Source organism: Pseudomonas soli, from assembly GCF_021283165.2.
Lineage (GTDB): Bacteria > Pseudomonadota > Gammaproteobacteria > Pseudomonadales > Pseudomonadaceae > Aquipseudomonas > Aquipseudomonas soli.
Map to the genome: position 1 here is coordinate 3,618,749 of NZ_CP128543.1, position 16,944 is coordinate 3,635,692.

Here is a 16,944-nt window from a genome sequence, read left to right on the forward strand (position 1 = left end):
TCCCGCTAAGCGATCAGATTATCTATTTCCTGTGCAGTAAGACGTTTCAAGGCCTCCAAGGATTTAGTCAGCTCGTCATGGGCGTTGGCGACCTGCCCCGACTTGCGCTCCACCACCTGGCTGAAGTCGGCCAGCGTGGCCTGCTCGAACAGCTCGTTGAGACTCAGGTCGACGCCCAGTTGCTCGCGCACCCGGCCGATCACCTGGACGATCAGCAGCGAGTGCCCGCCGAGGTCGAAGAAGTTGTCCTGCAGGCCCACCCGCTCGACCTGCAGCACCTCGGCCCAGATCGCCGCCAGCTTGCGCTCCAGCTCCGTGACCGGTGCCACGTGGGTTGCCTGCAGCTGGCTGGCATCCGGCAGCGGCAGGGCCTTGCGGTCGAGCTTGCCGTTGGGGGTCTGCGGCATGCGCGCCAGGCCGACCAGATGGCTCGGCACCATGTAGTCCGGCAGGCCGGCCTTAAGGTGTGCACGCAGCTCGCCGCGCAGCGCTTCCACGCTTTGCTGCGCATCGTGCAGCACCAGGTAGGCCGCCAATTGCTTGCCGACCGGGCCATCGATATCGATCACCGCGGCCTCGCGGATCGCCGGATGCAACAGCAGGCGCTCCTCGATCTCGCCCAGCTCGATACGGAAGCCACGGATCTTCACCTGGTGGTCCAGGCGCCCGACGTACTCGACCGCCCCGTCCTCACGGTAGCGGGTCAGGTCGCCGGTGCGATACAGGCGCGCGCCCGGCTCGCTGGCGAACGGGTCCGGCACGAAACGCTCGGCGGTCAGGCTCGGGCGGTTGTGGTAGCCCCGCGCCAGGCCGTCGCCGCCGATCAGCAACTCGCCACGCGCGCCTTGCGGCAGCACGTCGAGCTCGTCGCTGACCACGTGCAGGCGGGTGTTGGCCAATGGCCGCCCCAGCCACACGTCGTCGCTGTCGGTCAGGTAATGGCAGGCCGACCAGATGGTGGTCTCGGTCGGGCCGTAGACGTTCCACACATGCCCGGCCTGGGCGATCAGGCGTTGGGCCAGCTCGGCGCTCAGCGCCTCGCCGCCGCACAGTACCTTCTTGCCGGCGAAGGCTCCGGGCGCCGCGGCGTCCAGCAGCATGCGCCAGGTCGACGGGGTGGCCTGGACGACGCTGACCGCCTGGGCCTGGATCACCGCCAGCAACGCCTGCGGGTCCTTGTTCACCTGCTCGCCCAGCAGCACCACGCAGGCACCGCGCAGCAACGGCAGGTACAGCTCGAGGCCGGCGATATCGAACGACAGCGAGGTCAGCGACAGCACCTTGTCATGAGCATCGATACCCGGCTGGCGCGCCATGCTGCAGAGGAAGTTGACCAGCGCATCGTGGCGGATGGTCACGCCCTTGGGCTTGCCGGTGGAACCGGAGGTGTAGATCACATAGGCAAGGTTTTCCGGCTGTGCCAGCGGGCGCGGATTGTCCTCGCCGTATTCGCCCGGCAGCGCCTGGTCGAGGCACAGGCTGCGCACCTGCGGCGGGATCGGCAGGCGTTGCACCAGGCTGGACTGGGTCAGCAGCAGCGCGATGCCGCTGTCTTCCATCATGTAGGCCAGGCGATCCTCGGGGAACTGCGGATCCAGCGGCACGTAGGCGCCGCCGGCCTTGAGCACCGCCAGCAGGCCGACGAGCATGTCCAGGCTGCGCTCCACCGCGATCCCCACCAGCACATCGGGGCCGACGCCCAGGCTGCGCAGGTGGTGGGCCAAGGCGTTGGCGCGCTGGTTCAGTTGCGCGTAGCTCAGCGACTCCTCGCCCAGCACCGCGGCGACGGCCTGCGGCGCGCGGGCAGCCTGTGCCTCGATCAGCTGCTGGACGGTCTGCCCGCGCGGGTAGTCGGCGGCGCTGTCGTTCCAGGCGTACAGGGTGCGCTCGCGCTCCTCGCGGCTCAGCAGCGGCAGTTCGGCGACGCGCAGCCCGGCGTCCTGGCAGATGCCCTGCAACAGGTTGCGCCAGTGCTCGGCCATGCGCGCCACGGTCGCCGGCTCGAACAGGCTGGTGGCGTAGGTCAGGGTCGCGCTCAGGCCGCCTTCGTGTTCGGCGGTGTCCAGGGTCAGGTCGAACTGTGCGGTCTGCTTGTCCGAAACCAGCCCCTGCAGGCTGAGGCCCGCAAGTACGCGGGATTCACCCAGCACCTGGGTCTGGTGGTTGAACATCACCTGGAACAGCGGGCTGTGGCTCAGGCTGCGCTCGGGCTGCAGGGCTTCGACCAGTTGCTCGAAGGGCAGCTCCTGGTGCGCCTGGGCGCCCAGGGCGGTGTGCTTGACCTGTTGCAGCAGCTCGTCGAAACGAATCTGCGGTTCGAAGCGCGCATCCAGCACCTGGGTGTTGACGAAGAAGCCGATCAGGCCTTCGGTCTCGGCCCGGGTGCGGTTGGCCACCGGCACGCCGACACGGATGTCCGACTGGCCGCTGTGGCGATGCAGCAAGGCCTGGAACGAGGCCAGCAGGAGCATGAACAGGGTCACGTCATGCTGCCCGGCGAGCGTCTTGAGCTGGGCAACCAGGCTTGGCTCGAGGTCCACCGGCAGGCGCGCGCCCTCATACTGCTGCACCACAGGGCGCGGGCGATCGGTGGCCAGCTCGAGGATCGGCTGTGTGCTGCCCAGGCGCGCCTGCCAGTAGTCGAGCTGACGCTGTTGCTCACCGGCTTCCATCCACTGGCGCTGCCAGGCCGCGTAGTCGGCGTACTGGAAGGCCAGCGCCGGCAGTTGCGGGGCCTGACCGTGCAGATGGCTTTCATAGCCGCGCACCAGTTCGTCGACCAGGATCGGCATCGACCAGCCGTCGGCAACGATATGGTGCAGGACCAGTACCAGCACATGCTCGTCGGCGGCCAGGCGCAGCAGGCCGGCGCGCAGCAGCGGGCCGTGTTCCAGGTCGAACGGCTGGCGTACCTGCTTCTCGACCCAGGCCTGCACGCCGGCTTGGTCCAGGGCCGCCGTGGTGATGTCCAGCGGCGTTTCCAGCCGCGCATGTACCACCTGCTCGGCACTGTCGCCCTGCTGGCGGAAGGTAGTACGCAGGGTTTCGTGACGGGCGATCAGCGCGGCGAAGCTGCTGCGCAGCGCCTCGATATCCAGCTCGCCTTGCAGGCGCAGGGCCGAAGGGATGTTGTAGGCAGCGCTGGCCGGTTCCAGCTGCCAGAGGAACCACTGGCGTTGCTGGGCGTAGGACAAGGCCAACGGCTGGTTGCGATCCACGACGCTGAACGCCGGTGCCTGGCTGGCCGCACCTTGGCCGGTGGTCTGGGCGAAGGCTTGCAGGTCGGCGGATTCGAACAGGCTGCGCAGCGGGACTTCCACATTCAGGCGCTGGCGGATCCGCGAGGTCACCTGGGTGGCCAGCAACGAGTGGCCGCCGAGTTCGAAGAAGTTGTCGTGCAGGCCCACTTGCTCGACCTTGAGCACCTCCGCCCAGATCGCCGCCAGTTGCTGCTCCAGCGCCGTGCGCGGGGCCACGTAGCCCTGTTGCAGCTGGCTGGCGTCCGGCTTCGGCAACGCCTTGCGGTCCAGCTTGCCGTTGGCGGTCAGTGGCCACTGGTCCAAGACCAGGAAGTGCGTCGGCACCATGTAGTCCGGCAGGTTGGCTTTGAGGTGCTGTTTCAGCGTGTCGCGCAGGGTTGCGTGATCGGCAGCTGGATCTTGAGCGATCAGGTAGGCCGCCAGTTGCTTGCCCCCTGCCCCGTCGATATCCAGCACCAGCACTTCGCGCACCGCCGCATGCTCTTGCAGGCGCGCTTCGATCTCGCCCAGTTCGATACGGAAACCGCGGATCTTCACCTGGTGGTCGATCCGCCCCACGTACTCGATCACGCCCTGCTCGCGGTAACGCGCCAGGTCGCCGGTGCGGTACAGGCGTCCGCCCTCGCTGGAGAACGGGTCCGGCACGAAGCGTTCGGCGGTCAGCGAGGCGCGGTTGTGATAACCCCGTGCCAAGCCGGCGTGGCCGACATGCAGCTCGCCCGTGCAGCCCTTGGCCACCGGATTGAAGTCAGCGTCCAGCACATACATCGACAGGTCCGGAATTGCCGCGCCGATCGGGCTGCCCGCCTGTTGCGTGTCGGCAAAGCGGATCGGCCGGTAGGTCACGTGCACCGTGGTCTCGGTGATGCCGTACATATTGATCAGGTTGTCGCACTCTTCGCCGAAGCGCTCGAACCACGGCTGCAAAGCGGCCACATCCAGGGCTTCGCCACCGAAGATCACGTAGCGCAACGCAAGGTCGGCAGTGCTGTCACAAGCCACGCGCATCAGCGGCTTGAACGCCGACGGGGTCTGGTTCAGCACGGTCACACCCTGCTCCACCAGCAACTGGTGGAAGTCTTCCGGCGAACGGGTTACTTCCCGCGGGACGATGACAAGACGGCCGCCGTGCAGCAGCGCACCGAAGATCTCCCACACCGAGAAGTCGAAGGCGTACGAGTGGAACAGTGTCCACACATCCTGCGGGCCGAAGCCGAACCAGGCATCGGTGGCCTTGAACAGGCGCAGCAGGTTGTGGTGTGGCAGCAAGGTGCCTTTTGGCTTGCCGGTCGAGCCCGAGGTGTAGATCACATAGGCCAGGTTGTCCGGCTGGGTCAGGTGCTCGGGGTTTTCGTCGCTATAGTCGGTCAGATCATCTTCGAGAGACAGGCTGCGCACGTGCGCCGGCACCGGCAGCCCGGCCAGCAGATGGCCTTGAGTCAGCAGCAACTGAATGCCGCTGTCTTCCATCATGTAGCTCAGGCGATCCTGCGGGTACTCCGGATCCAGCGGCACATAGGCGCCCCCGGCCTTGAGGATCGCCAGCAGGCCGACAATCATCTCGAAACCACGCTCCACCGCGATGCCCACCAGCACATCCGGCCCCACGCCCTGTGCGCGCAGCTTGTGCGCCAGGCGGTTGGCACGGCGGTTGAGCTGGTCATAGCTCAACGCCTGCCCGGCGAAAGTCACGGCGATCGCTTCAGGCGTGCGCGCCGCCTGCGCTTCGATCAGTTCCTGGGTGCAAGCCGTACTTGGATAGCTGGCAACCACCTGCTGGTCTTCCACCGGCAGGCTGAGCGCACCCAGGGCACGCTGACCATCAGCCGCCAACTGCGCGAGCAGGTGCCGGAAGTGCCCCGCCAGCTGGTCGATGGCCAGCTCGCTGAAGCACTGGCGATCGAAACTGAAGCTCGCCTCCAGGCGCTCGCCCACCTGCACCACCAGGGTCAGCGGGTAGTTCGTCTGTTCCTGGTTCTGCACCTCGCCGAACTGCAGGCCTTGCGGCGCGCCCTGTTGCAGCGCCTCGGCGACCGGGTAGTTCTCGAATACCAGAATGTTGTCGAACAGCGCCTCGCCACTCCAGCCGGCCCAGCGCTGGATCTCGTACAACGGCGTGTGCTCGTGCTCGCGCAAGGCCAGGTTCAGCGCCTGCACCTGCTGCACCCAGTCGCCCACGGTCTGTTCCGGGCGTGGGCTGGCGACCACCGGCAAGGTGTTGATGAACAGCCCCAGCTGCTCCTCGACGCCCGCGAGCTCCGCCGGACGGCCGGCCACGGTGGCGCCGAAGGCCACGCTGGCCTGGCCGGTGTAGCGTTGCAACAGCAACAGCCACGCGGCCTGGACCAGGGTGTTGAGGGTGACCCGCTGTTCCCGGGCGAAGTCCGCCAATTGCTGGGTCTGTTGCGGTTCGAAGCGCAGCGCCAGGCTGCCATGGCCTCGCCCCTGGGCCGAGGACTTGAACGCCTGTACCAGTCGCGTTGGCTCGTCCAGCTCGGCCACCTGGGCGCGCCAGAAGGTTTCGCTGGCCTGCTGGTCCTGGCCTTGCAGCCACTGGATATAGTCGCGGTAGCGGCTGGTCCTGGCGCTCGGGGCGACGCCGCTGTAACGCTGCAGCACCTCGCCGAGCAGGCGCGAGTTGCTCCAGCCGTCCATCAGGATATGGTGGCTGGTGTAGATCAGGTGATGGCCGCCGTCAGCCGTGCGGATCAGTGTCAGGCGCAGCAGCGGGCCGCTGGCCAGGTCGAAGCCGGCCTGGCGCTCGGCCTGGGCCACGGCGTCCAGGTCCTGGGCCTGGCCGAGTTCGACGAACGGCACCTGCACCTGGCGCCGCACCACCTGCACAGGCAACGGCAGGTCCTGCGGGAAGCAGCTGCGCAGCACTTCGTGATTGTCCACCACCGCCTGCCAGGCCGCGCGGAAGCGTGCCACATCCAGCCCCTGCACGTTCACGCGCAGTTGGTTGATGTAGTTGCCCGCGTCCTGCTCGTAGAGGCTATGGAACAGCATGCCCTGCTGCATCGGCGACAGCGGATAGAGGTCTTCGATGTCCCCCGCAGCCAGCGGCAAGCTGTCCAGTTGCGCCTGGGTCAGCTCGGCCAGTGGGAAGTCCGATGGCGTGACGCCCTGGTGCGGCGCCTGGGCGCAATGCTCAACCAGCTCGGCCAGCACCTGCTCGTAGCGGCGCGCCAGGGCCTCGATGGTCCCTGGATGGAAGACCTCGCGGCTGAAGCTCCAGTCCAGCTCCAGCTCGCCCTGGTAGACCTGGCCGTTGATGCCGAGCCAGTTGCCCAGCGGGCTGTCCAGGTCCTGGGTGGCGCCGCTGGCCTCGCTGGCCGGAGTGAACAAGGCGCCCTCGGCCTGGGCGAAGCTGCCGTCGAACTGGCCGAGGTAGTTGAAGGTCACCCGTGGCCGTGGCAGCGCCTGCAGGCGCTCGCGCAGGTCAGGCTCGCCGAGATAGCGCAGCACGCCATAGCCGATGCCTTTGTTCGGCACCGCTCGCAGTTGTTCCTTGATTGCGCACAGCCCCGCGCCAAGCCCTTGGGCCGGCGTCAGGTGTACCGGGAACAGGCTGCTGAACCAGCCGAGGGTGCGGCTGAGGTCCAGTTCCGGGAACAGGTCTTCACGGCCGTGGCCTTCGAGCTGGACCAGTACCGAATCCTCTCGGGTCCAGTCGCACAGCACCCGCGCCAGGGCCGCCAGCAGCAGGTCGTTGACCTGGGTGCGGTAGGCGGCGGGCGCCACTTGCAGTAGTTTGCGGGTCAGCGTGGCGTCCAGGCGTGACGAGGCATGGGCGACATAACGATTGGTCTGGGCGCCCGTCGGGTTATCGCGGGGCAACTCGCCGCCAGCGGCTTCAAAATCGCGCAGCCAGTGGTCGGCCTCGGCCAGCAGCTCCGGGCTGCGGGCATAGGCGCCAAGGCGCTCGGCCCAGGCCTTGAGCGAGCTGCTCTTGGCTGCCAGTGTCACCGCCTTGCCGGCGGCCAGGGCCGTGTAGGCCAGTTGCAGGTCTTCCAGCAGTACCCGCCAGGACACGCCGTCGACCACCAGGTGGTGGATCACCAGCAGCAAGCGCTGCTGGCCTTCAGGCAGTTCTACCAGCAACGCCCGCAGCAGCGGCCCCTGGGCCAGGTCGAGGCTGCGCTGGGCCTGCTCGGCCAACACCGGCAGCTCGGCCAGGTCACTCAGTTGACGAACCCACAGAATATCGTCGGCCTTGGCAGGCTGGAATTCGGCCTGCCAGGCCTCGCCCTGGGCGAAGCGCAGGCGCAAGGCGTCGTGCTGAGCGACCAGCGCCTGCAATGCGCCTTGCAGGTGGTCAGCGCCAAGGGCCTGGGTCGGCTTGAGCAGCAGGGCCTGGTTCCAGTGTTGACGCTCGGGGATAGCGGTTTCGAAGAAACGTGCCTGGATCGGCAGCAATGGCATGGAACCACTGACCTGCTCGGCCGCCACCGCCTTTTTCTCGATGCGCTTGGCCACCGCCGCCAGCTGGCCGATGGTCTGCTTCTCGAACAGTTGCTTGGGGCTGAGCTTGATGCCCTGGCGCTTGGCCCGGGCGATGATCTGCAGGCTGAGAATCGAGTCGCCGCCCAGCTCGAAGAAGTTGTCGGTGCTGCCGACCTGGTCGAGCTTGAGCACCTCGGCCCAGATCGCGGCCAGGGTCTCTTCGATCTCGCCGACCGGCGCCGTGTACTGACGCCGGGCAACACCCGGCGCCGGCAAGGCGCGCTTGTCCAGCTTGCCGTTGGCGGTCAGCGGCAGGCGGTCAAGGACCAGAACCTGCGCCGGCACCATGTAGTCCGGCAGCCGATACTGCAGTTGCTGGCGCAAGGCTTCACCCTGCAGCCCCTGCCCCACGCACCAACCGACCAGTTGCAGACGGCTTTCGTCGCCTTCCACCGGCTGCGCCAGGACCACCGCTTCGGCGACCCCGTCCAGCCCCCGCAGCACCCGCGCCACCTCGGCCGGCTCGACGCGATAACCGCGCACCTTGACCTGGTCGTCGGCGCGGCCGATGAATTCCACTTGGCCCGAACGATTGCGCCGCACCCGATCGCCGCTGCGGTACAGGCGCTGGCCCAACCGCGTCGGGTCCGGCAGGAAGCGTTCGGCGGTCAGGCCCGGCTGGCCCAGGTAACCCTGGGCCACGCTGGCGCCACCGATGTACAGCTCACCGGCGACCTGGTCGGCCACCGGATTGAGCACATCGTCGAGCAACAGCACATGGGCGCCCCGCAAGGGCTCGCCCACCGGCACGGCGCGGGCGCCCTCGGCGAGCGCGGCCACTTCATGGGTCAGCACGCCGACCGTGGTCTCGCTCGGGCCATAGTGGTTGATCAGGCGGCAGCCCGGCTTGAGCCGGCGTACCTGCTCCACCAGGGCTGGCGTGCAGGCCTCGCCACCGACGATCAGCGCATGCCGGGGCAGCACATCGACGGGGTTGCCGGCTTGCAGCAACGCCGCCAGGTGGCCGGGGACGATCTTCAGCACGCCGACCTGGTGTTCGGCCATGTAGCGGGCGAAGGCGTCCGGGTCGAAGCCCAGCGCCTCGGGCAGTACATGCAGCAGGCGCCCGGCACACAGGGCACCGAACAGCACGGTGTGGCCGAGGTCGGCGGCGATGGTCGAGACCAGCGCCATGCTCGCCCCCGGCGCAAGCGCCAGGCGTTCGAGCAGGCCGGCGACGTAGCTGGCCAGGGCGCCATGGCTGACCAGCACGCCCTTGGGCTGGCCGGTGGAGCCGGAGGTGTGGATCACGTAGGCCGGCGATTCGGCCCACAACGTGAGCGCCGGCGCCTTGGCCGGCAGGTCCTGCCATTGTTCGGGGACATACGCCAAGGTCAGGCGATCGGCGGCGGCCAGGCTGGTCAGTCGTGCATCGTCGGCGGCGCACAGCAGCACCTTGGCTTGCGCGGCGTCGAGCATCTGCCGCAGGCGCGTTTCAGGCGCCTTGGTGTCCAGCGGCATGTACACGGCGCCAGCCTTGAGGATACCGAGCATGCAGGTCAGCCAGTCCAGCGAACGCTCCATTAGCACCGCAACCGGTTGGCCGCTGACCACACCCTGCTGTTGCAGGTGATGGGCCAGGCGGTTGGCGGCCTGGTCCAGAGCGGCGAAACTCAGGCTGTGCTCCAGGCTGCAAGCGGCAAGCGCCTCGGGCTGCCGGTACACCTGCTGCTGCCACTGTTCCAGCACCAGCGCCGGCACTTCACGCTGCGGCGCCTGCTCGCTGCGCAGCGGCGCGGCCAGGCGGTGCAGCGGCAGTTGCGGAGCGTCGAGCAGCTGGCCCAGCAGCTCGATGAAGGCCGGAATGAAGGCTTCGACGGTCGAACGCTGGTAAAGGTCGCTGGCGAAGGTCATTTCGCCATGGATCAGCTGACCGTCGTCGGTGATGTCCAACGCCAGGTCGAAGTGGGTGCCGACCTTGTCCAGCGAGTACTCGGCGACACTCAGGCCCGGCAAGGCCAGCGAGCGCTGGCGCTGCATGCCGACGTTCTGGTTGAACTTGACCTGGAACAGCGGGTTGTGGCCGAGGTTGCGCTCCGGCACCAGCGCGTCCACCAGTTGCTCGAACGGCAGCTCCTGGTGCGCCTGGGCGCCGAGCACCGCTTCGCGCACCTGGGCCAGCAGGTCATCGAAGCTCAGGCGTTCGTCCACCTGGCAGCGCAGCACCTGGGTGTTGACGAAGAAGCCGATCAGCCCCTCGACCTCGGCACGGCCGCGGTTAGCGTTGGGCACGCCGATGCGGATATCGCGCTGCCCGGCCTGGCGTGACAGAAACAGCGAGAAACCGGTCAGCACCAGCATGAACAGGGTCATGCCCTGGGCGCGGGCGTAGCCGCCCAGGCGTCGGGACAGCTCGACGCCGAAGTCGAAGCCCAGGGTCTGGCCGTCGAAGCTCTGGGTCAGTGGACGCGGGTAGTCCGCGGCGACCTCCAGCAGCGGTTGCTCATCGCCCAACTGCTGACGCCAGTAGTCGAGCTGGCGCGCGCCCTCGCCGGCCTCCAGCCAGCTGCGCTGCCAGATGGCGTAGTCGGCGTACTGCACCGCCAGCGCCGGCAACCGCGGCGCCTGGCCCTGGGTGAACGCCTGGTAGCTGTGCACGAACTCCTTGACCATCACGTCCATCGACCAGCCGTCGGAGACGATGTGGTGCATGCACACCAGCAGCACATAGTCCTCGGCCGCCAGCCGGTACAGGGTGGCGCGCAGCAGCGGGCCGTGCAGCAGGTCGAACGGCTGGTGACTGGCCTCGCGCACTCGCGTGGCCAGCTCGGCCTCACGCTGGTCAGTGGCGATGGCGGTGAGGTCGACCTGTTCCAGGGGCACGGCCAGATGATCGAGGATCACCTGGCGCGGCTGTTCGCCCTCGACCTGGAACACCGTGCGCAGCGCCTCGTGGCGCATCGCCAGGTAGTCGAATGAGCGCTGCAGCGCCGACACGTCGAGCCGACCGTTCAGGCGCAGGCCAGCAGCCATGTTGTAGGCCGCGCTGTGCGGCTCCAGCTGCCAGAGGAACAGCAGGCGCTGCTGGGCGAAGGACAAGGGGATGCTGGCGAAGTCGTGCCGCGACTCGACCACCGGCAACAGGCTGAAGTCCTTGCCGTCCTCACGCAGCTTGGCGAGGAACTGCCGGCGCTGCTCCAGGGGCAGGCTGACGAACCGTTTCGCAATGCGTACCGCCATGTTGCCACTCATGCCTCAACCCCTTCCAAGGAACCCAGGAACGCGTCCATATCCGACCAGTCGTCATCCGTATCGCCGCCCTGCAGCCGGGCCAGCTCGGCGGCCAGGTCACCCAGCGCCGGTTGTTCGAACAGGCTGCGCAATGGCAGCACCAGGCCCAGCTGGTCCTTGATCCGCGCCAGCACCTGGGCAGCCAGCAACGAGTGCCCGCCGAGTTCGAAGAAGTGATCGTCCAGGCCGACCTTCGGCACGTTCAGCACGTCCATCCAGATCTGCGCCAGTTGTTGCTCGACCGCGCTCTGCGGCGCCCGGTACTCGGCCTGCAACGCACTCGGGTCCGGTGCTGGCAGGGCCTTGCGGTCGAGCTTGCCGCTGGGCGTGAGGGGCAGGCGCGGCAACAGCAGCAGGTGGCCGGGCACCATGTACTCGGGCAGGCGGGCCTTGAGCAGGCTGCGCACCTGCTGGCGCAAGCGCGTCTGCTCGGCAGCGTCCTGTTCGGGGGCGTCAGGCACCACGTAGGCCACCAGTTGCAGGCCGCCAGTCATCGGCAGGGCCAGCACCACCGCTTCGCGAACCCCCGGGCACTGCTGCAGGCGCGCCTCGATCTCGCCGAGCTCGATGCGGAAACCGCGCACCTTGACCTGGTGATCGACGCGGCCGATGTATTCGATGGCGCCATCGGCGCCCAGGCGCGCGCGGTCGCCGGTGCGGTACAGGCGTTCGCCCCTGGCGAACGGATCGGCGACGAAGCGCTGGGCAGTCAGTGATGGCTGGCCGTGGTAGCCGCGGGCCAGGCCCGGGCCGCCGATGTAGAGCTCGCCCACCGCGCCCTGGGGCAGCAGTTCGAGGTCATCGTCGAGGATATACAGGCGACGCTGCGCCAGGCCCTGGCCAATGGGGATGCCACGCCAGGACACTGCCTCATGGCCAAGCCCGGTGCAGTCGTGAATGGTCGAGACCACCGTGGCCTCGGTCGGGCCATAGGTGTTGAGCAGGCGCACATGGCCGAGCCCGGCCAGTTGCCACAGGCGCAGCCCGTCCACCGCCATCGCCTCGCCACCGACGTGGATCTGGCGCAGCGCGCCGTAGCTGGCCGGCGGACGCGCGGCGAAGTCCTGCACCAGCCAGTACCAGTAGGCGGCCGGCAGGTCGGCGAGGGTCACACCGTGCTCGATCAGCACTTCGTGCAGGGCGGCGCTGTCCCACAGGCGGGTATCGCGCAGCACCACGCAAGCGCCATGGCACAGCGGCGGGAAGAACTGCTCGACGAAACCATCGAAGCTGCTGGTAGCAAACTGCAGCACCCGGTCGCCTTCGCGCAGGTCGCTGTAGTCGATGGCGCGGGCAATGAACTCGCTCAGGGCGCCGTGGCTAATCGCCACGCCCTTGGGCCGGCCGGTGGAGCCTGAGGTGTAGATCACATAGGCCAGGTTGTCGGGCACGACGGTCAGCGGCAGGTCAGAGGCAGGCTCGTCTTCCAGTTTCAGCTGGTCCAGGCACAGGCAGCGCACTGCCTCCCGCGCCGGCAGGCCAGGCAGCTGCACGGAAGTGGTTAACAGCCACTGCAGGCCGCTGTCCTCGAGCACATGGCCGAGGCGCTCGGTCGGTGCCTGTAGGTCCAGCGGCACATAGGCGCCACCGGCCTTGAGCACGGCCAGCAGGGCCACGGCCAGGTCCAGCGAACGATCCAGGGCCACGCCAACCAGGCTGTCGGGGCCAACGCCCTGGCGGCGCAGGTAATGGGCCAGGCGATTACTCCGGGCGTTGAGCTCGGCATAGCGCATCGACGGCGCCTCGGCGCCATTGGCCAGGATCAGCGCCAGCGCCTCGCCGCTGCGCGCGGCCTGGGTTTCGAACAGGCGCTGCACCGGCTCCCACGGCGCCACATCGGCCACCGGGCACAGCAACGCCTGGCGTTCGGCCTCGGCCAGCATCGGCAGCTCGCCCAGGCGCTGGCGCGGATCGTTGCACACCGCGCGCAGCAGGTTGCGCCAGTGCCCGGCCAGGGCACTGATGGTGGTTTCATCGAAGATATCGGTGGCATAGGTGAAGGCGGCAAACACCTGCTCGCCCTCCTCCCGGGTATCGAGCATCAGGTCACTGGTGGCCGCATGCTGGCGGCGGCTGCCGGCCAGTTGCTCGGCGCTCAGGTAGCCCACGCGCAGGCCGCAGTCCAGGCGCACGTCCTTGAGGTCGGTGACCAGCGGTTGGTGGTTGAACATCACCTGGAACAGCGGCGTGTGGCTCTGGCTGCGCTGGGGTTGCAAGGCCTCGATCAGCGCGTCGAACGGCAGGTCCTGATGCGCCTGGGCGCCGACCGAAGCCTGGTGCAGGCTGCGCAGCAGGTCGCTGAATGGCGTCTGCGCGCTGAACTGGCTGCGCAGCACCTGGGTGTTGACGAAGAAGCCGACCAGCCCCTCGGTTTCGCTGCGGTTACGGTTGGCGATCAGGCCGCCGACGCGGATGTCGGCCTGCCCGCTGTAGCGGTGCAGCAGGGTCTTGAACACCGCCAGCAGCACGGTGGAAAGGGTCACGCCGTACTGCTGGGCCAGTTGCTTGAGATCTTCGCGCAGGCCAGCGTCGAGCACCAGTTCCAGGCGCTCGCCCAGGTGGCTGGGCTGGGCCGGATAAGGCCGGTCGGTCGGCAGCTCCAGCAACGGGTGCTCGTCGCCCAGTTGCTCGCGCCAGTAGTCCAGCTGGCGCTCGCGCTCACCGGCCTCCAGCCAGCTGCGCTGCCACAGCGCGTAGTCGCGGTAGTGCACCTTGATTTCCGCCAGCGCAGGCTCGCGCCCCGCCACCAGGGCGTCGTAGCTGCGCATGAATTCGTCGATCAGGACGTTCATCGACCAGCCGTCGGCGATGATGTGATGCAGGGTCAGCAGCAGCACATGCTCCTGGGGCGCCAGGCGCAGCAGGGCGATGCCGAACAGCGGGCCGCGCTCGAGGTCGAAGGCCTGGGTGGCCTGGGCCGCCATCTGCTGGTGGGCGCGCTCCCAGCGCGTGGCTTCGGGCAGATCAGCTAGGTCGAACAGCTGGATGCCTACCGGCGTTGGCTCGGCCACCCGCTGCACGGCGCACTCGCCGTCCTGGGCGAAGGTGGTGCGCAGGCATTCGTGGCGGCCGACCAGCAAGGTGAAGGCCCGCTCCAGCGCCTGGACCTGCAGCTCGCCTTCCAGGCGCACGGCCATCGGCAGGTTGTAGGCGGCACTGTAGGGTTCCAGCTGCCAGAGGAACCACATGCGCAGCTGGGCGTAGGACAGGCCGTCGCGCTCGCTCAGGCCGACACAGGACGACATGGGCAACTGCGCGAAATCGATACCCTCGCGTCGCATCCCTTCGAGGAACAAGCGACGCTTGTCCAGGGGCAACTCGATGAAACGGCGGGAAAGTTTCTGGGCGTCTGCGGCATTCATGTGTGGGGTCCTTGCTGATCGGCGGCGCGACCGGAAGGTCCGGGCGCATCAACAAGAACGAATGGAAGGGGGGATGATTTAGCGGGTATCGAGCCTGAAAAGCCTGGGGCTGCGCGGCAGCCCCGGCGTCGACAGGTCAGGCCTGGTCCAGCGAGTGCCCCTCGGCCATCGCCACGATCACCTTGCGCGGGCCCTCGAACGGCGCGCGGGCATGGGCGGCGAGCATGTTGTCGAGCATCATCACGTCGCCTTCCTGCCAGAGGAAGCTGATCTTGCAGTCCTCGAGCACCGCACGGATCTCGTCGAGCACGTCATCCTCGATGGGCGAACCGTCACCGTAGTAGACGTTACGCGGCAGGTCTTCCTCGTCGACGATATCCAGCAGGCTTTCCCGCACCTCGGGCGGCAGGTTGGAAATATGGAACAGGTGCGCCTGGTTGAACCAGACCTTGTCGCCGGTGACCGGGTGCTCAGCCACCGCCTGGCATACCTGGCGGGTGCGCAGTTCACCGTCGTCCTTCCATTCACAGGTGATGCCGTGGGCCTTGCAATAGGCTTCGACCTCCTGCGGATCCTCGGTATTGAATACATCTTCCCAGGACACATCCAGGCCATTGCCGAAGTTACGCACGTACATCAGGCCCTTGCTGACAAAGCGCTCGCGAATGTGCGCCGGCACCTTGCGGTAAACCTCGCGACTGTCGGCAATCGGCGTCTGGCCACCGGACTTCGCCGCGATCATGCTGTAGAACCAGATCTTCATCGGCCAGTCGCGGGAGTAGGCCTGCTCGTTGTGCAACGGAATGTGCTGGTGCGCCGGATACTCGGTGGAGGTGTAGACACCCTGGGTGACGTTGGTGCGCGGCGTGGAGCCGAATTCGTAGTTGAGCAGCGGATGGCCGAAACTGGCGGCGAACTGACGGAACTGTTCAGCGCCCTCCAGGCGGAAACCGCGGAACAGGATGCCGCCATCGCGTAACAGGTGCTCGTCCACCAGCGCCTTGAGCTCATCGAACACGTCCAGCAGGCTGGTGTCGTGGTCACCGGCCTCCACCAGCAATGGCAAACGTCCCTGCTCCGGCAATAGCGGACGCACTGTAAATCCCACAGCAACACCCATGACGGGCCTCCTGTACACACCTAAGAAAAAGGGAGCGACGGCCCAGGGGCACGCTCGCATCCGGTGATAGGGGGACGTTTCGGGACGCAGGCAAATTAGTCCCGGCGCAGGAACCTTCAGCAACAGGCAGGGCAACCTGGAAACACTTGCTTGCAATTGACCCATCAGGTTTTGCCCTGCTCATGCGTCTCTTTCTGATACGGCCGGGCAATCCGCCCCTGAATTCGCCATTGACACTGCGTACCCCATGTCGAAAAAGTCACGCTCGAAAATCTGGTTCCTCGTGCACAGCTGGCTGGCGCTGCCCATCTGGTTCTTCGTGCTCATCGTCTGCGTCACCGGCACCCTGGCGGTGATCAGCAAGGAGATCGTCTGGCTGGCCAATCCGGAAACCCGCGCCAATCCGCCTTCGGATGACGCCCGGCGGTTATCCTATGACGAGTTGCTGGTGGCCATGCAGCGCGACGAGCCCGGCATCGCCGTGGCCAGCCTGATGACCCTGAGCGAGTCGCACTTCGCCATGCTGTCGGATGTCACCTACCCTGACGGCCGCACGCTGAGGGTCTACGTCAACCCCTACACCGGGCACATCCAGGGCGTTCCCCCGCAGTTCAACTTCGAGGAATTCACCCGCGCCCTGCACGGCTGGTGGCTGGTGCCGCACACCAATGGCTACAGCTGGGGCTGGTACCTGGTGTCACTGCTCGGACTACCGATGCTCGCTTCGCTGGTCACCGGCCTGGTGATCTATAAACGCTTCTGGAAAGGTTTCTTCAAGCCGACCCTGCGCTTCAACCAGGGCGCGCGAATCTTCTGGGGCGATTTCCACCGCCTGAGCGGCATCTGGTCGATCTGGTTCATCGCGGTGATTTCCATCACCGGCACCTGGTTCCTGGTCAAGGCCCTGCTCGCCGACAACCATATCGCCATCTCCAGCCAACCCATCGTGCCGGTGGTGGCAAGGGAGACGGTGCCGCTAACCGCCGACGGCAGCCCGACGCCGATGATCAGCCCGGACGAGGCCGTCAGGATCACCCAGCGCGAAATTCCGGGTTTCACCGTCGACTACGTCGGCTTCCCCAGCAACGCCTATGCCCATCTGAGCATCGGCGGCATGAGCTGGTATCCACTGGTGTACCAGAAAGCCGAGATCAACCCCTATACCGGCAAGATGGAAGCCAGCCGCCTGCTGGGCGATCGCAAGGCGGTTGAAATCGTCACCGAGTCCATGCGCCCGTTGCACACCGGCGAGTTCGCCGGCCTGACCACCAAGCTGATCTGGTTCTTCTTCGGCCTGCTGCTGAGCATGATGGTGCTCAGCGGCCTGCTGATCTGGAGCAAACGTACCGCCCTGGCCACCGCCAACGCGCTCAAGCGCAGCCAAAAGCAGGCGCGCACGGCCAAGCAGCCGGTTGCAACGGAGGTTACGTCCAGTTCTTGAAACATTTTCTTTCATTTGCTTTGG

General features: G+C 67.1%; 4 protein-coding genes. 1 reads left to right on the plus strand and 3 read right to left on the minus strand.

The features are described 5' to 3' along the window. Positions 1 to 5 precede the first annotated feature (5 nt). The 3 genes from LU688_RS16775 to LU688_RS16785 form a co-directional block, all read right to left on the minus strand. A complete protein-coding gene (locus LU688_RS16775) occupies positions 6 to 10,958 on the minus strand; it encodes a non-ribosomal peptide synthetase (RefSeq protein WP_289678192.1) in 10,953 nt (3,650 codons plus the stop codon). Further along, positions 10,955 to 14,359, minus strand: a complete 3,405-nt coding sequence (locus LU688_RS16780; protein ID WP_094012609.1) for a non-ribosomal peptide synthetase — start codon at positions 14,357 to 14,359, stop codon at positions 10,955 to 10,957. The genes LU688_RS16775 and LU688_RS16780 overlap by 4 nt, the downstream gene beginning before the upstream one ends. Positions 14,360 to 14,495: 136 nt before the next feature. Further along, on the minus strand, positions 14,496 to 15,479 hold the full coding sequence (locus tag LU688_RS16785; protein WP_094012608.1) for a TauD/TfdA family dioxygenase: 984 nt from the start codon (positions 15,477 to 15,479) through the stop codon (positions 14,496 to 14,498). A 247-nt stretch (positions 15,480 to 15,726) separates the two neighbouring features. Between LU688_RS16785 and LU688_RS16790 the strand changes: the two genes are divergently transcribed. Next, positions 15,727 to 16,920 carry a PepSY-associated TM helix domain-containing protein gene (locus LU688_RS16790; RefSeq protein ID WP_023630533.1) on the plus strand — a complete coding sequence of 398 codons (1,194 nt, stop codon included), beginning with the start codon at positions 15,727 to 15,729 and terminating at the stop codon, positions 16,918 to 16,920. The last annotated feature ends 24 nt before the right edge of the window (positions 16,921 to 16,944 follow it).

Coding starts and splice junctions, on each gene's coding strand:
- LU688_RS16775 (WP_289678192.1), bottom strand. CDS start 10,958: ATGAGTGGCAACATGGCGGTACGCATTGCGAAACGGTTCGTCAGCCTG.
- LU688_RS16780 (WP_094012609.1), bottom strand. CDS start 14,359: ATGAATGCCGCAGACGCCCAGAAACTTTCCCGCCGTTTCATCGAGTTG.
- LU688_RS16785 (WP_094012608.1), bottom strand. CDS start 15,479: ATGGGTGTTGCTGTGGGATTTACAGTGCGTCCGCTATTGCCGGAGCAG.
- LU688_RS16790 (WP_023630533.1), top strand. CDS start 15,727: ATGTCGAAAAAGTCACGCTCGAAAATCTGGTTCCTCGTGCACAGCTGG.